Consider the following 25,585-nt stretch of genomic DNA (forward strand, 5'->3'; position numbering starts at 1 on the left):
TAGCTGACAGACTTGATGGCTTCGATACAGTAGTAAAAATGACACGGGCGTCGTCCGCCCGAGAAGCAGAGAAATTGCACCCCAATGGGACGGGCATAAAGGGAGGTTTCGAAGTGCGTCATGCTCTCATCGTGGCAGGTTGCCTGCTGTTAGGATCGGCTGCGGTATCAGGCGTTGCCGCGGAAGATGCCTATCCAACGCGTCCCATCACCTTCATCGTTCCCTGGGGTCCCGGTGGCGGCGCCGACCAGCTCGCGCGCATCGCCGGCAAGTTGATGGAGCAGCAACTGAAGGTATCGTTCCCGGTCATCAACGTGGCGGGAGCGACCGGCCAGACCGGTTTGACCAAGCTCGTGACCGGGCCCGCCGATGGATACACGATCGAAGTCATGACCGGTGATACGTTCGCACTGTTTGCGGCGGCAAATGCGCGGTTCAAGCTGGACCAGCTTGTGCCGCTGGGTGTCATGATCCAGCAGCCTTCCGGCTTCTTCGTCAAGATGGATAGCCCGTGGAAGACCTGGGCCGACGTCGAGGCGGCGGCGCGCGAGAAGCCTTTGCGGGTTGCAGTCACCGGCTTCGGCAGCCCCGACGACTTCACCGTAAATTATTTCCGTAGTAAGGGATTGAAGCTGGAATCCGTGCCCTTCGCCGAGCCGGGCCTTCGCTACTCTTCGGTGATCGGTGGGCAGAGCGACCTAGTATACGAGCAGGCCGGCGATATCAGAAGTTTTCTCGACGGCAAGCAGATACGTCCTGTTCTATTCTTCAGCGACAAGCCTTTCGAGGCGTATCCTGACATTCCCTACTCAAAGAAACTTGGCTACGATGTGAAGCTGCCGCAGTTCAGGGTGATCGTCGCAAAAGCCGGAACCAGCCCGGCTCAAGTCAAGGTTCTGACCGAAGCCATCAAGAAAGTCGGCACGGATCCGGAATTTACCGCCTACCTCAAGCAACAGCTCGGCGAACCGCAGAGTTTCGTCGCGGCTGGTGACGCCATCCCCTACATGAATAAATGGCTTGAAGAGGCCAGTGCGCTCAGCGCGTCATCCAAGGCCAAGCAGCCATGAGCGATGTCCGTGGCGCCGCCACGGGAGCTGAACGCGTGGTTCCCTATGCGCTGGTTTTTGGCGTGGCGGCCTTCCTGCTGTACCGCGCGGAGCATTTTGAGTTCGTAGCGTCGGCCGACCAGATCGGCCCGGACAGTTGGCCGAAGCTCGTCCTCTACATGATCATGGCGACGTCGGCGTTCGAAGGCATTCGCCGGCTTCTGACCGCCAGCAGCGCTCAGTCCGCGCCAAGCGTCGCACCGGTCACCGAGTCCCCGTTCGAACGCGAGCCCGCCGATATGCGGATCGTGTTCGCCTGCGTGGCGGCGTCGCTGATCTATCTGGCGCTGTTCGAGATCGTCGGATTTTTTGTCGATACGCTGGTTTTCATGATGGCCTTGATCTGGATCGGCCGGTTTCGTCACTTCTGGGCCGCGCTCGCCATCAGCACCGTGACGACGTTGCTGTTCATGCTGGTGTTCATGCGGGTGATTTTCGTCGCACTGCCGCTCGGCATCGGTCCATTTGAATGGCTGTCGACGAGCCTGATGCGCCTTCTCGGCGTTCACTGAGAGGGCTGGATGCATACGCTGCAATTGCTGCTGGCCGGATTTGGCGAGGTCTTCAAGCCGCTGGACCTCCTGATGATGTTCATCGGCCTCCTGATCGGCATGGCCGTATCGATCATGCCCGGTCTCGGCCTGGTGATGGGCGTGGTTCTTGCGCTTCCGTTTACCTACGGCATGGCGCTTGAGCCGTCGATCATCCTGCTGACGGCGATCTACATGTCGGGAACCTATGCCGGCTGTTTCACCGCTATTCTTTACCGCATTCCCGGCGAACCGATGGACGTGCCGCTGCTGTGGGACGGCTATGCGATGACCCAGCGCGGCGAGGCCTCCAAGGCCCTCGGCTGGGCGCTGGTCGCAGCACTCACCGGCGGGCTGGTCTCGACCGCGGTGATGACGACGTTGGCAACGCCGCTCAGCGAATTCGCCCTCAAATTCGGCGCGCCCGAATATTTCGCCGCAGTGTTCTTCGGTCTCACCACCGTCGTCGCACTGGCCGGCACGTCGATTCCCAACGCGTTGATCAGCCTGTTCCTCGGACTTCTGGTCGCGACCATCGGCACCGACAGCACCTATGGGATCGAGCGCTTTACCTTCGACTCACCGATTCTGACCAACGGCGTCCCCTATGTGATGGTTCTGGTCGGCATGTATGGTTTTGGCGAGATCCTGATCAAGCTCGGGCAAAGCCTGCACGTCGAAGTGCCGCCCGACCGCGCCAGCACCAAGACCCGTTTCCCGTCATTTCAGGAGTTGTGGCAATTGCGCGCGACATTCGTTCGCAGCACGGTTCTGGGCACGATTCTCGGCGTGGTACCGGGTGCCGGCGCCACCATCACGTCCTTCGTGTCCTATGCGATCGAGAAGCAGTATGGGCGCCGCGGCGACAAGATCGGAACCGGAATTCCGGAAGGGATCGTCGCGCCGCAAATTGCATCGACGGCATCGGTCGCCGGGCACATTGTCCCCCTTCTGACGCTGGGTATTCCCGGCAGCGGGGCGACGGCGGTCATTCTCGCGGCGTTCCTGCTGCACGGCGTGCAGCCGGGCCCGTTCCTGTTCAGCAATCCGGAGTCGACGCTGGTCGTCTATACCATCATGGCATCGATGTTCGTTGCCGTTGTCGGCATGTGCCTGATGGGTTTTGCCTGGATCCATGTCGTGGTGAAGGTGCTGACCATCCCCCAGGGCGTGCTGGCCGCGATCGTCATCATGTTCTGCCTGGTCGGAGCGTTCGCCGACCGCAACACCATCTCTGATATGTGGATGATCGTCATCTTCGGCACGCTGGCGGCCTTGTTCGAACGCTATCGCCTCCCGGTCTCGCCCATGGTGCTGGGCTCGATCCTCGGTCCGCTGGCCGAGGATTCCTACATGCGCAGCATGATCACCTATCATCGCGACTGGACGGTGTTCTTTACGCAGCCGATCGCCGGCGGCCTGATGGCTTTATCCATTGTCTCGCTGTCCTATCCCATCGTGCGCAGCCTGCTCGCGCGTCGCCGCGCGATGGTGGCGGCGATCCAATATCCTGACCTTTAAAGCAAGCGGAGAATATCATGCGGTTGCGTAATAAAGTTGCCGTCGTGACGGGCGGCGCCAGCGGGATCGGCAAAGCCATCGCGGCTGCCTACGTGCAAGAAGGCGCGCGGGTTGTTCTGGTGGATATCGACGAACGCAAAGGCAAGGACGCTGCTGCCGAGATCGGAGCGGAGGGTGAAGCGGTCTGCCTCCGCGCGGACGTGACGGACTCCGCCTCGGTCAATCAAATGGCGCAAGAAGTCGACCGGCGCTTCGGCCGCATCGATATTCTCGTCAACAATGTCGGCGTCCGTATCACCAAGCCGTTTCTCGAACATACCGACGCGGACTGGAACATCATGATTGCGACCAATCTGACGGGGCCGTTTTTTTGCGCCCGTGCGGTCACGCCGTTCATGATCCGCGGCGGGAGCGGCCGTATCATCAACACTGCTTCAATCGCCAGTTTCGTCGGACGGCCCAACCGCGTCGCCTACGTTTCGGCGAAATCAGGGCTATTGGGTATGACGCGGGCGTTGGCAATCGACCTTGGCGGTACCGGCATCACGGTGAACGCGATCGCACCTGGGTCAATCAATTCGCCGATGAATGCATCGCAAGCGGCGGATGCTGACCATGACTGGGGCAAGGAAACGCCGGTCGGACGATGGGGAACACCAGAGGACATCGCGAATGCGGCGCTGTTTCTTGCGCTTGACGCATCAAGCTACATCACGGGCGCCGAGTTAAAGGTAGATGGCGGCTGGGTCTCGACCAAGGCGCGGGCCGGCGAACTCGCTTAGTGAAGCGAGCTTCCAGGTTCGACGCTGGACCTAGCGGCTCACAAAATCGTCGCGAATCAGCTGACGCAATCGGCGCTTGAGTTCGATATACGAGACGTCATCCTCGTCGCGTGGTCTCGGCAAATCAACCCTGACAAATTCCTTCACGCGTCCCGGACGGCTCGTCATCACGGCGATGCAGTCCGATAACTTGATGGCTTCGTCGATGCTGTGGGTGACGAGCAGCACGGTCTTCGGCTCGCGCTGCCAGATCCTGACCAGTTCGTCCTGCATGAAGGCGCGATTTTGCGCATCAAGGGCGGCGAAAGGCTCGTCCATCAAGAGCAGGTTCGGCTGTACGGCGAGCGCCCGGGCGATCGCCACGCGCTGGCGCATGCCGCCGGAGAGCTGATGAGGAAGCTTGGCCTCGAAACCCTCGAGACCGACCAGCCCGATATAATGCTGGGTGATGTCCTCGCGCTGTTTGCGCGACACTCCTTTCATCTCCAGGCCGAAGGCGATGTTATGGAACACGCTCATCCACGGGAATAAAGCGTACTCCTGGAAGATCATCGTGTTCCGCCATCCCGGCAGATTGATCGCCGCGCCATCCACCGTCACGGCGCCGGTGGTGGCGCGCTCGAAACCGGCGGCGATGTTGAGCAGCGTGGTCTTGCCGCAACCGCTGTGACCCAGGATGCTGCAAAACTGGTTGTCGGGCACCTCGAACGTCACGTCGCAAAGCGCGATCACGCTATCCGGGGCGTGATGGTCCCCGTAGATTTTCGATACCCCGCATACTGCCAGCCGACCCATTGAAAAATCCTATTTGCGCAGCGCCAGGGACCAGGGGAGCAGCCGGCGGCCCAGCGCAAGGATCACGGCATCGATCAATAATCCGATGAGGCCGATCGCCAGCATCCCGACGATAATAATGTCGGTTCGAAGCATGCTGCGGGCATCGTTGATCACGAAGCCCAGACCAGAGTTTGCGCCAACCAGTTCGGCGGCGACCAGCGCCATCCAGCCGACGCCGAGGCCGATCCGAACCCCGGTGATGATTTGTGGCAGCGCACCGATGAACACGATGCGCGTCAGCAATCTACGTTCGGACGCACCCAGGCTGCGCGCCGCGCGGACCAGGATCGGGTCGATGTTCTTAACGCCGACGATGGTATTGACCAGGATCGGGAAGAAGATTCCGAGAAAGATGATGAATTCGTTCTGCTGATCACCGATGCCGAACCACAGGATACTCAGAGGTATCCATGCCAGCGGCGGAATCGGACGCAGGATCTCCATGATTGGATTGACCTGATCATACACCACGCGCCACCAGCCCATCATGATGCCGAGCGGAATAGCGGTGGAGGCAAACAGAAACGCCACCGCCTCCCGCTTGAGGCTGGCCATCAGGTGATGAAAGAGCTCGCCGGAGGCAATCATCCCGGCCGCGGTCACCGCAATAGTGCTTGGTGCCGGCATCAGCACCGCCATTTGCGGATCGATCCGCGGCAGCCAGATCTTTGAAGCGAATTGCCAGGCGATCAGCAGAACGAACAGGGTGATAAAGTTCGGAAGCGCAAACAGCATTCTGAGCAATCGCCGCCACCACCAGCTGCCGGGCGCCGGCGTCGCTCTCAGCGTTGCTTCAGCCGGCGTGGGGTCTACCGCGTTTATTGGGTCGGTGCGCCGCATTGCATCGCTCACGCCGAACCCGACCGCCTCCGCGCCATCATGATTGGCTGGAGGCTTGGCCACCGCGGCATCGCCATCAGGGCTGGAAGGTCTTGCCATTAAAGGACCAAGCCTTGGTTAGATCGCCCTTTTCCGGCCACGGCTGCGGATCCTTCAGCGTGGCGGCATTGGCGTAGGCGGGATATGGAAGCTCGCCGATTTTTCCCGACCAGCCCTTTGGAATGAACGGTGCCTGCGCTGGTAACGCCCAGCCGAGTTTTTGATAGGTCTTTTCCATAAAACTGGCGTCGAAAGAATCCTCGTAGTCCTTTGCGGTCAGCACCCTGGTAAGACGGTTGCGGTCTTTCAACCATTTTGCAATACGGGCGTTTTCCTCGCCCCACATCTTTGCGAAGGGATAGCTGGAGGTCGGTTTGTACAAATTATTGTAGAGTTGAGTTTGCTGCAGCAGCAGCGGCTTTCCATACGCCTTCAGCATGGGCTCGGCGGCGAGGAAGTCGGCAGCTTTGTCCGGATTGAGCCGGATCCACAAGGTCGCTTCCATGAAGGCATCGCTGATCGCCTGAACGACATCAGGCACGTTGTCGATCAGTTCCTGCCGTACATAGAACATTCCCTCATAAAGGTTATACGGGAAAATCGTATCGACTTCGCGGCCCGTCTTGCGGTCGTCGGTGATGATGGTCACCGACGGCTCCCAGGGCACCACTGCGCCGATCCCCTTCACCATCAGCAATTGCTCGCCGGGGGGCATATTCTTCAGGATGACGTCCTTGCCAATCTGCAAGCCAACCACTTCGGCGGCTTGCGTAAAGTAGAATTCGGCCGAAGAGCCCGTCACAATGCCGATCGTCGCGGGCGGATTGCTGCCCTTGAGGTCGGCGAGCGTCTTGACCGGCGAATCGAGCGGCACCACCGTCGAATGCTTCAGGTTTGGCGCGACGACAGCGATGGCGCGCACCGGTATGCCGCGGTCGAGCAGAGAAGTGAACGGGAAGTTCCCGCCATTGCCGACCTGAATGCGGGCGGCGGCTACGGCCTCGTTGACATCCGGACCAGCGGCGAAAACCTGGAATTTGGATTCCAGGCCGCGCTTCTCCAGCAATCCGGCCTTGTCCATCACCACATTGACGGTGTTCTGACCGGAGAATGGGCCCTGCCATCCCACCGCGAGCGGCCACCAGCCTTTCTGCTTCAGCCAGGCGATCGACTTCTCGGAAACCTTTTCGTAGGGCTGCGGCCAACCCCAGTCGTTGAAACTCTGCGCCGCTGCAGGGACCACGCCGGACCAAAGCACAGCTAAAGCGACTCCTGCCAATATTCCGTAACGCGCTCCTGATAGCTTTTGCATGTTTTCCTCCAGACCAATTTCATTTTTTGTTGGCGGATAAATTCCGCAATCTCAATGAGGTCTCAAGCTGCAGGCGTCGAAAGCAGATTGGCTTCCATCATCTCCTAGACCGGCTCGATGACAAACAGCGTGCGTCCATATTCCACCAAATCTCCAACCTCGGCGCCGATCTGCACCACGCGGCCGGCGTACTCGGAATTTATGGTCGTGAACAATTTCATGACTTCGATGATACAAAGCGGCTGGCCCGGCTGCACGACCGTGCCGATCTCGACAAAAGGCGGCGCATCGGGGCTCGGCGCGCGATAGAAGGTGCCGACCATGGGCGCCGTCACCTCGATCTGACTTGCCGTTGCCGTTCGCGCGGTCGCCGCTTGTTGCGCAGCCGTTGTCCCGGGCTTGGCCGCCGCATCGGCGCGCGGGCGTGGCGGAGCCGCAATTGCCGGTGCGGACTCGGTTCGCTCGGCCCCCGGCGCGACGTAGCCGGGGGAAGCGTTTCGACGCACGACCAGTTTGATATCGCCTGTTTCGACAATGAATTCATCACACGAACTGCTGTCGATGATTTTCAGGATCTCAGCGACTTCCTCGTATCTCAGACTCACTAACGCTCCTCCTCCCTAAAATTTGCACCCTGCTCGACGGTCGCAGTCAGACTGTTGGCGGCGGCCCGCAGCAGCGGAATGTGCGCGACACCCTGTTGCAGCGACATGCGCGCAAGGGGCGCAGAAACCGCCAGCGCCGCGACCGGCTGTTTTTTCGGACCGAGGACCGGAACCGCGACGCATACCACGCCGGTCAGAAACTCCTGGTCATCGGTCGAGACTCCCGCTGCTCGGATCCTTTCCAGTTCATCTTGCAGACGATCGACGTCGGTGATGGTGCGTTCGGTGTAGCGATAAAGCGGGATCGACCGAAGCATCAGCGCGCGCTTGTGCGCGGGCAACAGGCTGAGGAACAGTTTACCCATCGACGTGCAATGAAGCGGGACATGCGACCCCCGTTCGAACCGGAGCCCCAACGGCCAGGCCGACTCAACGCGGTCGAGATAGACAACGTGGCTGCCGGCCATCACGCCGAAATTGCAGGTCTCGCCGATTTGCTGGGACAACGCTTGCAGTATTGCATGCCGCGGCGCCCGCGACATCGAGGCCGCAACGATATCAAGTCCGAGCCTCTCCAATCGCGCCCCTGGCACATAGCGACTGCTGCCGGGCTCACGTTGCAGCAAGCCTTCGCCTTCCAGCATGCGCACGATGCGGTGGGCGGTAGGCTTCGGAAGCCCGAGCAAGGCGCCAAACTCCGAAATTCCGAGCGGTCGCCCGGCCGTCGCCATCACCTCAAGAATGGCTACCGCCTTGACGGTCGGGAACGCTTTGCCGGCTCCTTCCGAAACGGGCGTCGCGGAACGATCGTTGGCGCGGCGCTTGAAGCGACTTTGGAGGACCTGATCGGGATCGAGAGGACGTTGCATAGGTGTATTAGAAACCGGAACAAAAAGTCTTGCAATATGAAACAAAACGATGCCAGTCTAATTCCTGAGGAAGAAAAATGGTAAATTAGTAGGGAGACGCGCTTTGCGGAAGTTCGCCCCCGTCGAGAAGCGGAATTAGCTCGTGCGCCGGGTTTTGGTCGCCAATCGCGGTGAAATCGCCCTGCGGGCGATCCGCGTCTGCCGTCACCTCGGTCTGGAAAGCGTCGCCGTTTACAGTTCGGCCGACGCCAATTCGCCGCATCGCTGGAGCGCCGATCACGCCGTCTGCATCGGTCCGCCTCCGCCGAAATCGAGTTATCTGAACGCGGGGGCATTGATCGAAACCGCGGTCGCGCTGAAATGCGACGCCATCTATCCCGGCTATGGCTTTCTCGCCGAGAACCACGCCTTCGCCGAGCGCAGCAAGCAAGCAGGTCTTACCTTCATCGGACCCGACAGCGACGCCATCGCAAGCATGGGCGATAAGGTCGCGGCACGCCAGGCCGCGGCGGCGGCCGGCATTCCCGTCGTCCCCGGCTCCGAGCACGGCTACACATCGGCGGAGCCGGCCAAGGCGGCCAGCGCCGACATCGGCTTTCCGCTGCTGCTGAAGGCAAGCGCGGGCGGCGGCGGCCGCGGCATGCGGGTCGTCGAACGCGCCGAAGAGTTCGTCGCCCAGTTCGAGCAAGCCTCGGCCGAGGCGTTGGCGGCGTTCGGCAATGCCGAAGTTTATCTCGAGAGATTCTTCCCCCAGGTTCGCCACATCGAGATCCAGGTATTCGGCGACAGACACGGCAATTATGTTCACCTCGGTGAACGTGATTGCAGCGTGCAGCGCCGACACCAGAAGCTGGTCGAGGAAGCGCCCTCTCCCGCGCTCGACGACGCTACCCGCCGCCAAATGGCCGAGGCGGCGGTGGCGCTGGTCAGAACGCTCAAATATGTCAACGCCGGCACGGTCGAATTCATCTACGATCCGTCGAGCGGAAAATTCTTTTTTATCGAAATGAATACCCGCATCCAGGTCGAGCATCCCGTGACCGAAATGGTTACGGGCACCGACCTTGTAACGGAACAGTTTCGCGTCGCCGCGGGCGAAAGGCTGTCGTTCGGCTCAAGCTTTGCCAACGGACGCTCGGCCATTGAGTTCCGTATCAACGCCGAAGACGCTTCACGAGATTTCCAGCCGTCGCCCGGGACACTGAAACGTTGGCGCCCGCCGACAGGACGCGAGGTCCGCGTCGACAGCCACGCATACGAGAATTACGCGGTGCCGCCTTATTACGATTCCATGCTCGCAAAACTGATCGTCAGCGGCTCCGATCGGGCATCATGCATCGAAACCGCCAGGTCCGCACTGGCGCGCTTTCAAGTTTCCGGCGTTGCCACCACCGTCCCGTTCCACGCGCACCTGCTGCAACAAACGGAATTCGATCGCGCGGAGATCCATACCCGGTGGATTGAAAGAGACTTTCGGATGGTGATCACCTGATGGCAAACAAGAAGACCGTTCAGCTCGTCGATGTGACTCTGCGTGACGCGCCGCAATGCCTATGGGCGACGCGCATGACCACCGCGATGATGGCCGACGTCGCGCCCCGGCTGGACCGCGCCGGGTTTGAGGCCATCGACCTGGTTGGCGGGGCAGTGTTCGACGTCTGCGTACGCTATCTTCGCGAGGATCCGTGGGAACGGATGCGCATCCTCAGCGGGTGGGTAAAGCAAACCCCGCTCATTGTCATGACGCGCGGCCAGAGCCTGTTCACGTTCGAGTTCTTCCCCGACGATATCGTCGAACTGACGGCCGAGCGCATCTTCGCCAACGGCATGCGCTATCACACGCCGTACGACGCGCTCAACGATATGCGCAACATGCAGGTCCCGGTGCGCGCGGCCAAGAAAGTCGGCCTCTACACAGCCGGCGGCGTGGTCTACACCATTAGTCCCGTCCATACCGACGAGTATTACGCCCGCAAGACGCGCGAGATGGTCGCCCTCGGCGTTGACGCCGTCTACCTGAAGGACGCAAGCGGATTGCTGACGCCCGAGCGTGCGAAAACACTCGTGCCTGCGATCAAAGCCGCCTGCGGCACGCTGCCGCTGCATCTTCATTCCCATTGTCTTACGGGGTTGGCGCCCTACACCGCTTGTCACGCCGCCGAATGGGGGATCGATGTGGTCCACACCGCGACGTCGGCGCTCGCCAACGGCGCCTCCCATCCCTCGACCGAATGGTTGACGCGGAACCTGCGTCGCAACGGCTTTGAGGTTCCGGTCGACCTGGCGCCGGTCGAGGAAGTCGCCGAGCGCCTCCGCTACATCGCCAAGCGCGAGGACAAACCGCTTGGAGATATCGTCGAATACGACGCGTTTCACTACGAGCACCAGATGCCCGGAGGCATGATTTCCAATCTGAAGTCTCAATTGACGCCTCTTGGGATCGGTCATCGCCTGCCCGAGGTGCTCGAGGAGGCCGCGCGGGTGCGTTGCGACCTCGGCTATCCCATCATCGTCAGTCCATTCGCACAATTTGTCATGACGCAGGCCGTGCTGAACGTCATGGGCAAGGAGCGATATGCCACCGTCCCGGACGAGGTCCGAAAATACGTGCTTGGCTACTATGGCGAAATCGCCGGACCGATTGATCCCGATCTTTTCGATCGCATTGCCAACGGCGCCGAGCCTACCTCCGCGCGGCCGGGCGACCTGCTGGAGCCTGGAATCCGGAAAGTTCGGCGTGAACGTGGCCCCTTCGTTTCAGATGACGATTTGTTGCTATCGGCGTTCTATCCCGACCGGGAATACCAGGCGCTCAAGGCTGCCGGCCCGATCGACACCAGCTATCCGCTCGCTTCCACCCCGCTCGCCACGCTGCTTAAGGAAGTGGCATTGCGACGCGATATTCGTTCGTTCCACTTCATCCAACGCCCCCGAGCATTAGCATGACAACCGCCGCGATCATCACTGTTGCCATCACCGGAGCCATTCCGCGCAAGGTCGATACGCCCGCCGTGCCGGTCACACCTGTCGAGCAGATTGAATCCACCCACGAGGCTTTCGAAGCCGGCGCCACGGTCGCGCATATCCACGTGCGCAATCCCGATGAAAGCCCGAGTTCGGACCCGGACCTGTTCGCGCAGGTGCAGGAAGGCGTGGTCAAGCATTGCCCCGGCATGATCGTTCAGTTCTCGACGGGCGGTCGCGGCCGCTCGCAAAACGAGCGCGGTCGGATGCTGTATCTCAAGCCGGAGATGGCATCGCTTGCCACCGGCTCGGTGAATTTCGCCACCCAGATCTACGAGAACCCACCACAGCTTGTCGAGGACCTCGCCAAGTCGATGCTGGAATATGACGTCAAGCCGGAGATCGAGGTGTTCGACGTCGCCATGCTCTACAATGCGCGCAACCTCGCCGACCGCGGTCTCCTCAAACGGCCGTGCCAGGTGCAGTTCGTGATGGGAATACCGAACGCGCTGCCCCCGCGCCGCAAGCTGCTGGAATTTTTGATCTCAGAACTGAACCAGCTGATGCCGGACGCGACATGGTCGGCCGCCGGAATTGGACGGCAGCAGCTCGAGGTCAACCGCTGGTGTCTCGAACTCGGCGGCCACGTCCGCACCGGACTCGAGGACAACATCAAGTTCGACAAGGATCGTCTCGCTCGCAGTAACGCCGAGCTCGTCGCCCGCGTCGCCGAGCTTTGCGGGCATTATGGACGGCAGGCCGCCACGCCGGCAGAAGCGCGGCAACTATTAAAACTGCCCGAAGCCTAGCCGCCGAGGGCCAAACAGGGGGAGGCAACGATAATGAAAGCAGACATGGAGACCCGAAGCGCGGCGATTTCGCCCGGTAGCGTGGCATTCGCCAGCGCGATCGGCACCACGATCGAATGGTATGATTTCTTTCTGTACGGCGTGGTGACGCCGCTGGTGCTGAACAAGCTGTTTTTTCCTAACTTTGATCCGGTCGCCGGAACCCTGCTCGCCTACACCACTTTCTTTGTCGGTTTCATTTCTCGCCCGATCGGCGGAATCATTTTCGGTCACTATGGCGACCGCATCGGCCGAAAGACCGTACTGATCCTGACACTGGTCATCATGGGCATGGCCACCTTCCTGATCGGCCTGCTGCCAACTTACGCCTCCGTCGGAATATGGGCACCGATCCTGCTGCTTCTGCTTCGTGTCTTTCAGGGCATCGGCATCGGCGGGGAATGGGGCGGCGCGGTCCTGATGGCGGTCGAGCATTCGCCGGCCGGACGGCGCGGCTTCTATGGAAGCTGGCCGCAGATTGGCGTGCCGGCAGGATTGCTGCTGAGCGCCGGCGCCGTCTACGTACTCTCCTACTTGCCGGACGCCGACTTTCTCGCCTGGGGCTGGCGCGTTGCATTTCTGATCAGTGCCGTTCTGGTGGCCGTGGGTCTCTATATCAGGCTTAAAGTCATGGAGACGCCCGCCTTCAATCGAATTCAGCAGGAGAATCAAATTGCGGCCGTGCCGGTGGTGGATCTATTCAAAACCCACGGTAAAAACACACTTCTCGGACTGGGAGCACGTTACATCGAAGGCGTAACCTTCAACACCTTCGGCGTGTTTATTGTCGGCTATCTGACCGGCGCGTTGCACTTGTCACGGCAAACAGCGCTGGCGGGTGTGATGATCTCGTCGGCAATCATGATCGTCCTGCTGCCGATCTACGGTAATCTGTCAGACCGGTACGGCCGACGCCGCCTGTACGCCCTCGGCGCGCTTGGAATTGGTGTGTTGTCGTTTCCGGCGTTCTGGCTGATGCAAACGCAATCACCGATCCTGGTCTGGATCGCGATCGCTATTCCGTTCGCCTTCGTTTACCCCGCCGTCTACGGGCCACAAGCCGCGTTGTTTTCGGAACTGTTCGATACCCGCGTGCGCTATACCGGAACGTCCTTCGTCTATCAATTCTCCGGTATCTTCGCGAGCGGCCTGACCCCGATCATCGCGACGGCCCTGTTGCCGCTTGGCGACAACAAACCATGGCTGATTTGCCTTTACGTACTGGTGGTGAGCGTCATAAGCGCCCTATCGGTCTATGCCATGAAGGAGTCGAACAATCGTGACATGGCTGTCGACAACAGGGCAGGCAAGCCAGCGTAACTGAACGACCGTTTTTACCGATCACAAGGACCGGCGCGATCATATGGATCTCAAGCTCAAAGATCGCGTCGCGGTCGTCACTGGCGGCGGCTCCGGTATCGGGCAAGGCATTGCCCGGGCGCTCGCGGCCGAAGGCTGCAAACTTCACATTTGGGATCGCGACAAGAGCGCAGCGCAAGAGACGGCGTCGTCACTCACCGCGACCGGCGTCATCGCCCAATCGACTGCGGTCGATGTCGGCGATCCCAGTGCTGTGGAAAGGGCTTTCGCGGAAACCCTCGCCAGAAACAGCCGCCTCGATATTCTCGTCAACGCAGCCGGCGTACTCTCGACCGGTCTGGTAGCCGATCTGCCGACCACGGAGTGGCAGCGGATAGCACAGGTTAACCTCGCCGGCGTGATCTATTGCGTGAAAGCCGCTATCCCGGTCATGAAACAGCAACGCCATGGCCGCATTATCAACATCGCATCGGTATCGGCCATGCGCGGCGGTGGCTCGGTCGGCAACACCCTATACGGCACTACCAAGGCCGGTGTAGTCGCGCTCACCATGGGATTGGCGCGCGAGTTAGGTCCATTTGGCATCACAGCCAACGCCCTTGCTCCCGCTGTCGTGGACACCGCGATGACCCACACGGCACTCACCGAAGATGCAAAACGCAGAATATTGGAGCGCATTCCGCTCGGCCGCCTGGCTCAGCTGTCTGACATCGCAGACATTGCAGCATTTCTTGCTTCCGAACGGGCGGGGTTCATTACCGGAGCAACTATACCGGTGGACGGTGGCATCCTCACCACGTGAACATGCCTATTGGCGAGAGGCGGCCCTGCGTCCTCACAGGCCCGTCGGTTCGGACGCCCGGGGACACTAAGCGGAGAGCCATCCTGTCATGATGCACAGCATGCGCTATAAATGAGGAAAACCGAATAGTTTCGCTGGATTGTCGACCAATATCTTTTTCAGGATGTCTCCCTCTGGCGCGTATCGGTACAGTAATTCGAGCATAAAAGAGCATTTTGCTCCGTTGACGGATGCCGAACGCCGAACATTGGTGAGTCTTTTGAAGAGAATAATTTAGCGCGCCGGAGACGGATCTTGCTGTTTTCAGCACGGTCTTGGCTCGGGCGGACTCGACGGACACAGGGCTTTGCCGGCTGACTACCGACAAACCCGGGATGAAGGTTAGCCTCTGATATACGCCCTTGCGCGCCGCGGCTCTTCTCTAAGATGCCGGAAACTTTTTTACGGCGCCCTCCGTAGTTCGCGCCAGGAAGTCTCGCCCAAACAATGAGCAAATCGTAGCGCATTCGCGATTCGCGGATGCTGGGCGGGCCTTGTCCGTTCGGCGCGTGGCGTCATCCGTGTGACGAAGCGGTTGCGGAAAGATCCAATTAAGCTGATTGCGTACGCAACGAGTGACAGACTGAGGCTTGCTGGATTGACGCTTCTTACCCGCGCAGACGCTCACGAGCCGATTTCGCAAGAGCGGTCACTATCGCGTTTGCAGCCGCCTTGATGTCTTCGAAGCCTTCATTTTTCAGGAAAGTTTTGACGTCCATAAAGCGCCGCTTGTTGATCTCGACCATGATGGAGTCGACCCCCTCTTTCGGATTGCCGTATCGCCTTACGATCTCTCCCCCGTCATACGGCATGTTTATCGAATATGTGTAGCCAAGCGAGTTTATATGCTTCCCTACGAGTTCCACGAAATCGTGGCTCGCGCCGGCGCCGTTCAGGTCACCGATGCAGAAATCGGCGCGCTCTTTGCCAGCGTCGATATGCGTTGGTGCGCCTACGGCTGACATGCAGTGACAGGTTAGATGGTATACGAATCCAAATGACGATTTATGCCGATCAATGATGGATCTTAACTCTGCGTGATATGGCCGATGATACCGATTGAGGCGGTCCTCAACTTCGGCGTAGGTGAGCTTTCGCTCTTGCACCGGCTCTCCGTACCTCGATTTGGACTTCAACAAACCGAGCCCCCGCTTGGAAACGGTAGGCTGCAAAGGCACCGGCCACTCGCCTTCGACAAGCTCTGGGTCAATGTCCAGTTCGTGGCGGTTGGCGTCGATGTACATGTGAGGGAATGACGCATACAGAAGCGTCGCGCCAAACCTCGGCGCATCGCCCCAGATCTCGTCGACATACATCGACACATTGTCATGGATCGCGGTGAATGGAACCTGCGAACGCATATCCGGCGGATATTCGCGGCCGCTGCGCGAGACGTCGATGACGATCGGCAGGGGCTGAATGGTCGGATCGTATCGGTAAAAAAGCCCGGGCTGCACGTGCATAATTTCCGCCTTTTGTCGTCGGAACGCACCGCCAGATGCGCTGGGCCGCTCCCAATACTGCGAGCCTGCCACCGCTTCGCGGCAAGGAGTCTTGCTTATCCAGCGCAGTTGGCTCTGGAACCCATTAACAACGCAGGTAGGGAAAGGCAATAATAATTGAAGACAGTCTTCCTTTTGATATGGTTCAGGTTTGACCGCCCGTCCTTTTGTCCACGGGAGCCTCTAAACCGTGGTATTGCCACATGGTAAGCTGGTGTTCTGACTTCAAAAATCCTGCCGGCCGAAGCCCGAGGACCTTTGTTCGAATTTGCGGTTGATCTGCTCCCCCACAGCATCCGCGCATCTTCTAGAGGTGGCACCTATTTCATGACCCGGTCCCCGAACATCGAGATTACGGTTACAAAAGCCGACATTGACATGCGTGGCGGCGTTCCAGCGTCCGTCGCGGCAAGACTTCGCGAGGCGATCATCTCCGGCGAAATTCCGGCCGGCACGCTCTTGCGACAAGAAGAGATAAGTCAGCTGTTTCGAGTGGGCCGGCCGCCGGTCCGGGAGGCGCTCACGCTGCTTGATGCGGAAGGGCTGGTTATCTCACGTCCACGTCGCGGCTTTGCCGTCGCCCCACTCGATCCGAACGATGTCGAAGAGATCTTCGATATTCGAATGCTGCTTGAAGAGCGCGCGGCCCATTTTGCGGCGCAACGGCGCACCCTGGAAGATGTCAATGTGATGGAAAAGCTGATCCACACGATGGAGCAATCAAAGATTTCGAGTTCAGACGAGGCGATTGCATTCTCTTTGGTAAACCGCGAATTCCACGACTTGATTCACAGGGTGAGCGGCCGACCCGTGACGGCGAGTGTGATGCTTGGTCTGCGAAACAAGGTCGAACGATACATCCGTTTGGGCGGGTTGATCGCCGGGAATCTGGAGCAGGTTAATCGCGATCATCGGATGATTTTCGAAGCGTTCAGAGATGCGGACGCTGAACGCATGGCGGTATTGTGCCGGGAACACATACGCAGCACGGGAAAACGACTTGTGGCGGCCCTGAACGCCAGCCAGGGGAGAGAACCGAAACTAATCCCGTAGCAGGCGCGGCCCATGTGGACGAGGCACTTGTCTGAATAGCAGCCATTGTTTCAATCAGCCGACTGCATCCAGTCAAACCGGATGCAATCGCTTTCCCCGCCCTCAATCGTTTCTTCCGCAACGTTGCCGAGATGGAGTTGACCATTCGGAAGTTGCGCAAGCGCGGCGTCAGAAGCAGCGGTGCTGAAGCTCGAAAAGAGAACCAAAACTGTTAAATGAGCTGCAAAACGCGGTTGGTTTCGCGTCGATCAGATGGCTAAGTGCTTGAAAAGCTTGGTGGTGTGCGCAGTCATATGCGAACCAGTCTCTACTGGAATTTCCCTGTTATCAGGGAATTTAACAGGGATTTTTTTGATTTTCGGCCGTTTGAGGCAAAAAGCGCAGCAAGAACCCCCCCTGCTGCAGCCACTTCTCGCATAATTCCCTATGACGAGGAACAGGGAATTTCTCGCAGCATATCAGGGAATTTTAGACCTCACATCAGGGAGTTTTTACTCAGCATTGCCCCGCCAATCGCGTCCGACCATCGGAAAGCGCCGGTAACAAGCAGTAACTGTTGATATCCCGCCAGCGCTCCTTGTTGTGCCTCTCCCTTCGACGTAGATAAAATCCACCTTTGCAGGGGACCATCTCAACCGACAGCTGCCTCAACTCCGATGTACGGAGTGCCCAACTATTGGTTCGAGAAAATGAAGAAGCTTACGTGGCCGCTCGTTTAGCAACATGCGCGTAGCGCAACGCCACAATCGCGGAACGTTTTCACTTTCGATTATTTCCGCGGCTTCTTGCGTTGGCGGTCGGTTCAAAGCGTGAGCTTTACGTTGCAAACACCGTGTTCGACGGCATCAGTCTTCACCTCAAAACCAAGTTCCCGGCACATTTGCAGCATCACCGTGTTTTCCTGAAGGACGTCGCCCGAGATCGCCTTGAGACCTTCGGACTTCGCGTACTCGATAATCAACTGCATCAATGCCCAGCCCAGCCCCCTGCCTTTGAGATCGGATCTGAGCAGGATCGCGTACTCGCCAGTTTCGTAGATCGAATTAGAGTGAACCCGCACCACACCGACCATCTCGTTGGTACCTTCCTCGAACGCGACAAAGGCCATCGCGCGGGCATAGTCGAGTTGCGTCAGACGGGCGATAAATTCGTGGGAGAACTCCTTGATTGGCGCGAAAAACCGCAGCCGTAGATCCTGGCTGGTGACGTGCCGCAAAAGCTCGTGGATCTGCGGTTCATCCTCGGGGCGAATTGGGCGCACAATAACCCGCCAGCCGTCATTCACCTCGATGTGGCGTTGCCATTGCGACGGATATGGCCGCACTGCGAAGTTGCCAGGGCCCGCCCCGCCAAACTTTCTCGCCACTGACCCGACGGCGATGCGGGCGTCGACTGCCAGCACGCCGGTCTCATCCGCCAGCAACGGATTGATGTCCAATTCGCGGATGTCAGGTATGTCCGCCGCCATCTGCGCCAGCTTCACCAGAACCATCGCGACGGCATCCGGCTTGACCGCGGGTACATCCCGATAGGAGCGAAGTAGCCGCGAGACGCGGGTGCGCTCGATCAGGTCACGGGCCAGTTGCAGATCAAGAGGCGGAAGGGCCAGCGCCTTGTCGTTCATGATCTCCACGGCGGTGCCGCCGCGGCCGAACACGATAACGGTGCCAAAGGTCGGATCGTCGGCAACGCCAACAATCAACTCACGGGCCTTGGGCTGCACCACCATCGCCTGCACGATAACGCCGGATATTCGCGCCTGCGGGCGAAGCGCCTTCGCCCGCCCGAGGATCTCGGCAGTCGCTGCACGTACCGCATCGGCATTAGTCAGATTGAGCACGACGCCGCCGACGTCGGATTTGTGCACAATGTCGCGCGACATGATCTTGAGCACTACGGTGGCTCCTTGCGCGAACAGCACCGAAGCATGAGCGACAGCTTGATCGGCGTCGGCCGCCGCAAAGGTCGGCACCGTCGCGATCCCATATGCTTCAAGCAACCGCTTGACCTCGACCGGGTCAAGCCACTTCCGGTCATCCGCAAGCGCCGCGGCAGCGATCTGCCGTGCGGCATCGACATCGGGCGTGAATTCCCTGGGCATGGCCGGCGGAACCTGCGCCAATGCCTCCACCAGCTCGCGATGCCTTACCAGATGCATGAAACCCCGCACCGCATCGTCTTCGGTGGGATAGTTGGGAATGCCGGCACCGCTCAGCTGATCGCCGATCTTCTGGTCTGCGCCAACCCAAGCCGCAAGCACCGGCTTGGCTGAACCGAGGCGTTGTTGGCGGTATTTATTGACCACGGCGATCACCGTAGCGGCAATGTCGTCAGCCGGAGCGATTGCGGTCTGAACATTCATCACTAGGATCGCATCGTTGCTCGGGTCGGCCAGCAACAGCTCGAGCGCCGCCGCATAGCGCCCCGGATCTGCGTCGCCGACGATATCGACGGGATTTGATGCGGACCAGGTCGGCGGCAGGACCGCGTCGAGCTTCTCGCGAATGACGGGCGTGATCGCAGCGGGGATACCGCCCAACTCGGCAAGCCGATCGACCGAAAGGACGCCGATGCCGCCGCCATTTGTCAGGATCGCCAGCCGCTTTCCCGGAGGCTTTTCGACACGCCCAAGTGTCTCGGCGCAGTCGAACAATTCGCGAAGATCAGATACCCGCAGGATGCCAGCACGATGGAATGCGGCATCATAGACCGCGTCCGAACCGGCGAGCGCGCCGGTGTGCGTCGCGGCGGCCTTCGCGCCTTGTGCCATACGGCCGGATTTGACGACCACGACGGGCTTGATCCTGGCGGCGGCGCGCGCCGCGGACATGAACTTGCGGGCGTCCTTTATCGCTTCGATGTAGAGCAGGATCGCCCGGGTCTTTGTATCAAGCGCGAAATAGTCAAGTAGGTCCGCAACATCGACGTCGAGCTGGTCACCAATGGAAACAATTCCGGAAAACCCTACGTCGCGTTGCGCCGCCCACTCGACCATCCCCGCAGCAATCCCACCCGATTGAGAGATCAGTGCCAGGTGTCCCCGCCCCGGCATGCGCGCGGCGAAACTTGCATTGAGGCTTACGCCCGGCATCATGATGCCAAGGCAATTGGGCCCGATCAGCCTCATTCCATATTTTTGCGCGCCGCGTTCGGCCACATCCGCCAGCGACCCCGCACCATGGCCAAGGCCGGCGCTGACTATCAAAGCGCCTGCTGTGCCGAGCCTTCCAGCCTGATCGATGATGCCTGCCACTTCCGATGCCGGCGCGGTGACCACCACAAGTTCGGGCACAAACGGCAATTTGCCGAGACTGTTGACCGCGACAACGCCGTCGATCTCAGTATAGTGACTGTTGACTAACCCAAACTCGCCTTTGAATTTCTCTTTGAGAATATTGCCAAGGATGGCCCGCCCGACGGAGCCTTGACGCGGACTCGCCCCGACCAGAGCGACCGAGCGGGGCGAGAGCAGATTGTTCAGACGATAGTTCGACATCGGTTCAATTGCCCGGCATGCGCCTGCGTTGGATTTCATCAGCCTTAACGGCGCTCTGCTGCGTCGTCGGGCCGTCTAGCGCGACAGCATAACCCAGCACGGTAGCTGGCCGATGACGAATTCGGAGAACAGGTGCGTTTCGGTTCGCGTCCGATCCACCACCTCATTGCCAGCGCATACGATTTCCTCGAGTATTGCCCTTCTGCGCACCGAACAACCAATCCAGGGCGCGGTTGTTCGCATGCGCGAATTGCGCAGTCGCATCGGCCGCCGGTTGCTCGACAATCGCGGCACGCGGTTCGGAAAGCTCGTTCATGTTGACCTCCGGGTTGGCGTCCATTCTGGATGATATGAGCTTACCCCAGGGTTCATATTGAGCTGCATCAAGCGAAGGGACCCCGACCGTCTTTGACTTGTGTCAAATCGCGCCGCTCTGGCTGACATAGCTTTCCAAAATCAGTTGCAATATCGAACCCTCGGGGGCCCGATGCGCGCCCACCAGATCATGACCCGATCGGTCATCACCGTCACACCGGAGACCACGATCGTCGACGCCGCAAACACCACGCTGCGGCGGCATGTCAGCGGGCCGCCGGTGGTCGACGGGGGCCGGCAAACTCGTCGGCATCGTATCGGAAGGCGATTTCATTCGCCGTTCCGAGATCGGCACCCAGCGCAGGCGCGGCCGATGGCTGAGATTCATCGTCGGCCCCGGTAAATCGGCAACCGATTTCGTTCACGAGCACGGTCGCAAGGTGGCCGACATCATGACGCCGGAGCCGCTTACCGTGACCGAGGACACCTCGCTCGAAGCAATTGTCGAGCTGATGGAAAAGCGCAATATGAAACGGCTGCCGGTAACGCGAAGCGATAAAATCGTCGGCATCGTGTCGCGTGCCAATCTGTTGCAGGCGGTAGCGAGCCTGGCCCGCGAGGTTCCCGACCCGACCGCCGACGATGATCACCTTCGCAACCGTGTCTTCGATGCATTGGAAAAGAACGACTGGTGTCCGGTCGGCCTCAGCGTCGTCGTGCGCGACGGAATCGTCCATTTGAGCGGCGTCATCAGCGAGGAGCATTCTCGCCAGGCCGCCATTGTCGCCGCGGAGAACGTTACCGGAGTGAAGAAGGTTCACGATCATCTGTGCTGGGTCGACACCACGCCGGGATGTACCTGAACTCTCCGGAAGACGAGGGTCTGGCAAAGGCGAGCTGATCGAGCCCCAACCGGCATCGAAGGGATAGGATGCACGTTCCCCGATACACCGGGCGCCATGGGGCTATGCCTGGGCGCAGCGCTGCAACGAACGCATCACGTCTTCGCGTGAAATGATGCCGGCAAGCCGTTGGCCCTTTTCAATCACCGGCAAGCTTCTCAATCGATGATCGACCATGAGTTGAAGCACCCTGGTCAACTTCGTTTCTGTCCGGACATAAACGAATTCTGGGGTCATGATATCCGCGGCGGTTCGCTTCATCAGATCGTCGTAGCGCGGGACCATGTGGGACGGGGTAAAGACGAAGTTTGCAAGGTAGTCGAACTTCGAAACCAGTCCAACCACTTGCGAGTTTTCTTCGACCGGGAAAGCATTAAAGTCTTCTTTCTCAAACAAATCGCCAAGTTCGCGTAGCGTGACCCCCGGCGACACCGTCTTGGCGTCTCGCGTCATCGCATCGGCAGTTACTTGTTCAAGAAACTTGTACAAAGCGCGATCCGCTCGGTTCCACTAGGAATTTAAATGTTATTTCACCACGCTTTCCCGAAGGTGTTTTTGATCAAGGTCAATTTCAGCCAGCTTCAACGCGACAGTAGCGTGCAGCGACCAGAGGGATTGACGAGACCTTTCGTCACACCGCCAAAAACCCATTCGCGAAGCCGCGAATGACCGTAAGCGCCGGCAATGATCAGACCGGCGCCGAGCTCCGACGCGATCCTGTCAAGCTGCGTCGGAACATCGCCGCACTCGCTAGGCGCCTGCCCCGAGGCAACCACGCCGTGGCGTGACAACCAGGCGACTACATCATTGACCCCTGACAATTCCGCAGGGCGATGGACATCGTCCTCGGCAATTTCGACGACGTTGAACCGCTTCGCTAACTGCCCAGCAATCTCGAGGCGGGTGTCATTTGACCGGTCGAGCGCCAGGCTGACCATCACTGTCGCATAGGTCATCAATCACTCCTTGCTAAAATTGATCCATGCTCTTAGGCCTCAAGCTGAAGGGTGAAATGAGATAGATCAAAGAATTCCGCCCAGCTGCAGCGATAAAGCCGGGGATTGCGGAATTGTAGGAAGAAAACGGCAGCGATGCGTGATTAACCGACCGACGGAAGCTGCCTGTTCTCACTTGAGCGAACGCCCCAGTTTGGAGCATATTGAGAGGCCCGCCAGGCAGGCGATGTGCTGCAGCGCCAGCCGAACGTGTGTTGTCAAACTGTCAGAAGAGAAAGCGGACGTGACCACCACGCCCCATTCAGCGTTCGAAGATCCTGTGCGCGAGGAACGTTTTCGGCTGGGCATCGAAGGATCCGGCATTGGTATCTGGGATCTTGATCTTTTGACGCACAGGTTGTTTTGGTCGAATATCACCAGGAGCCTTTTTGGCGTCGCTAAGGACCTACCCCTCAGCTACGAACTATTCCTTTCACTGCTTGAACCGCAGGACCGCGAGCGTACCGATCAAGCCGTGAGGCGCTCGGTTGAGACCGGCTGCAGTTTCGACATGCAGTACCATGTTGACGGCCGGTCACCATTGCACCGTTGGGTTCGCGCACGCGGAAGCGTCGTACGGGACGAAGAAGGGGTACCCCGTCACCTTAGCGGGTTAGTGATCGATATTGATGATCAGAAGCAAGTCGAAGAGGCCCTGAGAATCAGGGAGAGTCACCTTCGTTCGATCCTGGAGACCATCCCTGACGCAATGATTGTCATCGACCGGAGCGGCATCATGCAGTTCTTTAGCAGCGCCGCCGAAAGGCAATTTGGCTATCTCGAAGGTGAAGCGATCGGCCAAAACGTCAGCATGCTGATGCCGAACCCGGATCGTTCGCGCCACGACGGTTATCTGACACGGTATCTGGCCACGGGCGAGCGGCATATCATCGGCATCGGACGAATCGTAACCGGTCAACGCAAGGACGGGACGACTTTCCCGATGCATCTTTCGATCGGAGAAATGCAATCCGGCGGAGTGCCCTACTTCACCGGCTTTGTCCGCGATCTGACGGAACATCAGCAAACGCAAGCGCGACTTCAGGAACTGCAATCAGAACTCGTTCACGTTTCACGTTTGAGCGCAATGGGAGAGATGGCGTCCGCGCTCGCACACGAACTCAATCAACCGCTCGCCGCCATCAGCAACTACATGAAAGGGTCGCGTCGCCTTCTTGCTGCAAGTTCCGACCCCAACAGGGCGAAGATCGAAAGCGCCTTGGATCGCGCCGCCGAACAGGCAATTCGCGCCGGCCAAATTATTCGGCGACTTCGCGATTTCGTTTCGCGAGGAGAATCCGAGAAACGCGTCGAAAGTCTCTCCAAGTTGATTGAAGAAGCCGGTGCGCTCGGTTTGGCTGGTGCCCGCGAGCAAGGGGTCCAGATTCGCTTTAATCTCAATCCGAAACACGATCTGGTGCTGGTGGATCGGGTTCAGATCCAGCAGGTTCTGGTAAATTTGTTTCGCAACGCGCTGGAGGCGATGGCCCACTCACCGCGCCGCGAGCTGATCGCGTCAAATGCCTTGGTCGCGGATGATACTATCGAGGTTGCGGTTTCCGATACTGGGCCCGGATTTCATGATGACGTAGAGCAAAATCTATTTCAGACTTTCTTTACAACGAAGGAGACCGGCATGGGCGTTGGGCTATCCATCAGCCGCTCGATTGTCGAAGCGCATGGCGGCCAGATGTGGGCCGAATCCAACGATTCGGGCGGCGCAACTTTTCGCTTCACGCTGCCCGCCGCATCAAGCGAGGTGACAGATGCCACATAGGGGAAAGGTCTACGTCATCGACGATGACGCGGCCATGCGGGATTCTTTGGATTTCATGCTCGGCAGCGCCGATTTTAACGTCACGCTGTTCGAGTCCGCTCAGAATTTCCTCAATACGCTGTCCGACATCGAATTTGGATGCGTCGTCTCCGACGTACGCATGCCAGGCATCGACGGTATCGAGCTCCTGAAATGCCTAAAAGCAAGCCCTCGCCTGTTCCCGGTCGTGATCATGACCGGACACGGCGATATCCAGCTCGCCGTGGAGGCCATGAAGTTGGGCGCCGTGGATTTTATCGAAAAGCCCTTTGAGGACGATCGGCTGATCGGGATGATCGACGCGGCGCTCAAGAAGGCGGAGTCTAGTTTAAAGAGCGAAGCGGTTACACTCGAAATCGCATCGCGAATTGCAAGTCTCAGTCCCCGGGAACGTCAGGTCATGGAGGGCCTTATCGCGGGATTCCCTAACAAGATGATTGCAAAGGAGTACGACATCAGCCCCCGCACCATAGAAGTTTATCGGGCAAACGTGATGACCAAGATGCAAGCCGGCAGCTTGTCGGAACTTGTGCGGCTTGCGATGCGCGCCGGCGCGATTAAGGATTGAGCTAGATCAAGCTCGGGCACTCACAATGATATTGAATGAACGAGCATCATTAGCCTCCAACATTCGTAGGGCCCCGTGATTTCCTTGTCACCGGCAAAACCGACTGTATACGTGGTCGATGACGACTTTGGCGCCCTCAATTCGCTGCGATTTGTACTTGAGACCGACGGATTCGACGTCGGAGCCTTTAAAAGCGGATCGGCATTGCTGGACGCGGTCGCCGCAGCGGGAGCTGGCTGCTTCGTGATCGATTACAAGATGCCAAACATGAGCGGCATCGACCTGGCGCAGCGCTTGCGGAACCGTGCATCGACACGCCAATAGTTCTGATTACGGGCTACCCCGACGATGATATCTCGGCCAAGGCCACGGCAGCAGGGATACACCATGTCCTGTTGAAGCCTCATCTTGAGGAGAGTCTGGTAACCCACGTTCGAGGTGCCATTCGGGAAGGTCAGCCCGTTAGTCGTTGAGCGTTCGGGGCGACCTCCGCTAAACTACTTAGGGAGCATCCCCTAAGA

General features: G+C 59.2%; 23 protein-coding genes and 2 pseudogenes. 14 read left to right on the forward strand and 11 right to left on the reverse strand.

Going from position 1 to position 25,585, the window contains the following annotated elements; genetic code table 11:
- Window positions 1-131 precede the first annotated feature (131 nt).
- From B5527_RS30645 to B5527_RS30660, 4 genes are read left to right on the forward strand one after another with little or no spacing between them, the layout of a single operon-like run.
- Window positions 132-1,070, forward strand: a complete 939-nt coding sequence (locus tag B5527_RS30645) for a Bug family tripartite tricarboxylate transporter substrate binding protein (protein ID WP_276329359.1) — start codon at window positions 132-134, stop codon at window positions 1,068-1,070.
- On the forward strand, window positions 1,067-1,621 hold the full coding sequence (locus tag B5527_RS30650) for a tripartite tricarboxylate transporter TctB family protein (protein WP_079604843.1): 555 nt from the start codon (window positions 1,067-1,069) through the stop codon (window positions 1,619-1,621). The genes B5527_RS30645 and B5527_RS30650 overlap by 4 nt, the downstream gene beginning before the upstream one ends.
- Window positions 1,622-1,630: 9 nt before the next feature.
- A complete protein-coding gene (locus B5527_RS30655) occupies window positions 1,631-3,160 on the forward strand; it encodes a tripartite tricarboxylate transporter permease (RefSeq protein WP_079604844.1) in 1,530 nt (509 codons plus the stop codon).
- A gap of 17 nt (window positions 3,161-3,177) precedes the next feature.
- Complete coding sequence (locus tag B5527_RS30660) at window positions 3,178-3,942, forward strand: SDR family NAD(P)-dependent oxidoreductase (RefSeq protein WP_079604845.1); 765 nt, start codon at window positions 3,178-3,180, stop codon at window positions 3,940-3,942.
- A gap of 30 nt (window positions 3,943-3,972) precedes the next feature.
- Here B5527_RS30660 and B5527_RS30665 read toward each other — a convergent pair whose 3' ends face one another.
- From B5527_RS30665 to B5527_RS30685, 5 genes are all read right to left on the reverse strand, one after another.
- A complete protein-coding gene (locus B5527_RS30665; RefSeq protein ID WP_079604846.1) occupies window positions 3,973-4,737 on the reverse strand; it encodes an ABC transporter ATP-binding protein in 765 nt (254 codons plus the stop codon).
- A 9-nt stretch (window positions 4,738-4,746) separates the two neighbouring features.
- On the reverse strand, window positions 4,747-5,718 hold the full coding sequence (locus tag B5527_RS30670; RefSeq protein WP_079604847.1) for an ABC transporter permease: 972 nt from the start codon (window positions 5,716-5,718) through the stop codon (window positions 4,747-4,749).
- Window positions 5,696-6,970, reverse strand: coding sequence for an ABC transporter substrate-binding protein (locus B5527_RS30675; protein WP_079604848.1), 1,275 nt, complete (start codon window positions 6,968-6,970; stop codon window positions 5,696-5,698). The genes B5527_RS30670 and B5527_RS30675 overlap by 23 nt, the downstream gene beginning before the upstream one ends.
- A 104-nt stretch (window positions 6,971-7,074) precedes the next feature.
- Complete coding sequence (accB, locus tag B5527_RS30680) at window positions 7,075-7,575, reverse strand: acetyl-CoA carboxylase biotin carboxyl carrier protein (RefSeq protein WP_079604849.1); 501 nt, start codon at window positions 7,573-7,575, stop codon at window positions 7,075-7,077.
- Entirely contained in the window at window positions 7,575-8,444 is an 870-nt protein-coding gene (locus B5527_RS30685; protein ID WP_079604850.1) for an IclR family transcriptional regulator, read from the reverse strand. Before B5527_RS30685 ends, accB begins: the two co-directional genes overlap by 1 nt.
- A 142-nt stretch (window positions 8,445-8,586) precedes the next feature.
- On the opposite strand from B5527_RS30685, the gene B5527_RS30690 reads away from it, so the two are divergent.
- Genes B5527_RS30690 through B5527_RS30700 form a run of 3 tightly spaced genes read left to right on the forward strand, consistent with a single transcriptional unit; the run spans window position 8,587 to window position 12,217 of the window.
- Window positions 8,587-9,936 carry an acetyl-CoA carboxylase biotin carboxylase subunit gene (locus B5527_RS30690; RefSeq protein ID WP_079604851.1) on the forward strand — a complete coding sequence of 450 codons (1,350 nt, stop codon included), beginning with the start codon at window positions 8,587-8,589 and terminating at the stop codon, window positions 9,934-9,936.
- Entirely contained in the window at window positions 9,936-11,390 is a 1,455-nt protein-coding gene (locus tag B5527_RS30695) for a pyruvate carboxylase subunit B (protein WP_079604852.1), read from the forward strand. The genes B5527_RS30690 and B5527_RS30695 overlap by 1 nt, the downstream gene beginning before the upstream one ends.
- Entirely contained in the window at window positions 11,387-12,217 is an 831-nt protein-coding gene (locus B5527_RS30700; protein ID WP_079604853.1) for a 3-keto-5-aminohexanoate cleavage protein, read from the forward strand. The genes B5527_RS30695 and B5527_RS30700 overlap by 4 nt, the downstream gene beginning before the upstream one ends.
- On the opposite strand, the gene B5527_RS46735 is transcribed toward B5527_RS30700, so the two are convergent.
- A complete protein-coding gene (locus B5527_RS46735; RefSeq protein ID WP_245332814.1) occupies window positions 12,214-12,384 on the reverse strand; it encodes a hypothetical protein in 171 nt (56 codons plus the stop codon). The two genes, B5527_RS30700 and B5527_RS46735, sit on opposite strands and share 4 nt — an antisense overlap.
- On the opposite strand from B5527_RS46735, the gene B5527_RS30705 reads away from it, so the two are divergent.
- Together B5527_RS30705 and B5527_RS30710 are read left to right on the forward strand one after the other, a co-directional pair.
- A complete protein-coding gene (locus B5527_RS30705) occupies window positions 12,350-13,576 on the forward strand; it encodes an MFS transporter (protein ID WP_425305114.1) in 1,227 nt (408 codons plus the stop codon). The genes B5527_RS46735 and B5527_RS30705 overlap by 35 nt on opposite strands.
- Before the next feature lie 43 nt (window positions 13,577-13,619).
- Window positions 13,620-14,378: an SDR family NAD(P)-dependent oxidoreductase gene (locus B5527_RS30710; RefSeq protein ID WP_079604855.1), complete on the forward strand. Its 759-nt coding sequence runs from the start codon at window positions 13,620-13,622 to the stop codon at window positions 14,376-14,378.
- 647 nt (window positions 14,379-15,025) lie between these two features.
- On the opposite strand, the gene B5527_RS30715 is transcribed toward B5527_RS30710, so the two are convergent.
- A complete protein-coding gene (locus B5527_RS30715) occupies window positions 15,026-15,880 on the reverse strand; it encodes an N-formylglutamate amidohydrolase (protein ID WP_079604856.1) in 855 nt (284 codons plus the stop codon).
- Between the two features lie 297 nt (window positions 15,881-16,177).
- On the opposite strand from B5527_RS30715, the gene B5527_RS30720 reads away from it, so the two are divergent.
- The gene (locus B5527_RS30720; RefSeq protein ID WP_154072619.1) at window positions 16,178-16,972 is read left to right on the forward strand and encodes a GntR family transcriptional regulator; all 795 of its coding nucleotides are present in this window, start codon (window positions 16,178-16,180) and stop codon (window positions 16,970-16,972) included.
- Window positions 16,973-17,774: 802 nt separating this feature from the next.
- Here B5527_RS30720 and B5527_RS30725 read toward each other — a convergent pair.
- Both B5527_RS30725 and B5527_RS44715 read right to left on the reverse strand, forming a co-directional pair.
- Window positions 17,775-20,468 (reverse strand): bifunctional acetate--CoA ligase family protein/GNAT family N-acetyltransferase, encoded by a 2,694-nt coding sequence (locus tag B5527_RS30725; protein ID WP_079604858.1) that lies wholly within the window; start codon window positions 20,466-20,468, stop codon window positions 17,775-17,777.
- A 163-nt stretch (window positions 20,469-20,631) separates the two neighbouring features.
- Window positions 20,632-20,784, reverse strand: coding sequence for a hypothetical protein (locus B5527_RS44715; protein WP_154072620.1), 153 nt, complete (start codon window positions 20,782-20,784; stop codon window positions 20,632-20,634).
- Window positions 20,785-20,955: 171 nt separating this feature from the next.
- On the opposite strand from B5527_RS44715, the pseudogene B5527_RS30730 reads away from it, so the two are divergent.
- A pseudogene (locus B5527_RS30730) lies at window positions 20,956-21,684 on the forward strand (CBS domain-containing protein).
- A gap of 64 nt (window positions 21,685-21,748) precedes the next feature.
- Here B5527_RS30730 and B5527_RS30735 read toward each other — a convergent pair.
- Window positions 21,749-22,174 carry a CBS domain-containing protein gene (locus tag B5527_RS30735; RefSeq protein WP_079604859.1) on the reverse strand — a complete coding sequence of 142 codons (426 nt, stop codon included), beginning with the start codon at window positions 22,172-22,174 and terminating at the stop codon, window positions 21,749-21,751.
- 92 nt (window positions 22,175-22,266) lie between these two features.
- Window positions 22,267-22,641, reverse strand: a complete 375-nt coding sequence (locus tag B5527_RS45850) for a universal stress protein (protein WP_079604860.1) — start codon at window positions 22,639-22,641, stop codon at window positions 22,267-22,269.
- A gap of 283 nt (window positions 22,642-22,924) precedes the next feature.
- Here B5527_RS45850 and fixL point away from each other — a divergent pair, with 283 nt between their 5' ends.
- The 3 genes and pseudogenes from fixL (at window position 22,925) to B5527_RS30755 (ending at window position 25,537) form a co-directional block, all read left to right on the forward strand.
- Entirely contained in the window at window positions 22,925-24,457 is a 1,533-nt protein-coding gene (gene fixL, locus B5527_RS30745) for a sensor protein FixL (RefSeq protein ID WP_245332327.1), read from the forward strand.
- Entirely contained in the window at window positions 24,447-25,064 is a 618-nt protein-coding gene (fixJ, locus tag B5527_RS30750) for a response regulator FixJ (RefSeq protein WP_079604862.1), read from the forward strand. Before fixL ends, fixJ begins: the two co-directional genes overlap by 11 nt.
- Window positions 25,065-25,142: 78 nt before the next feature.
- A pseudogene (locus tag B5527_RS30755) lies at window positions 25,143-25,537 on the forward strand (response regulator transcription factor).
- Window positions 25,538-25,585 lie beyond the last annotated feature (48 nt).

Source organism: Bradyrhizobium erythrophlei, from assembly GCF_900129425.1.
GTDB lineage: Bacteria > Pseudomonadota > Alphaproteobacteria > Rhizobiales > Xanthobacteraceae > Bradyrhizobium > Bradyrhizobium erythrophlei_C.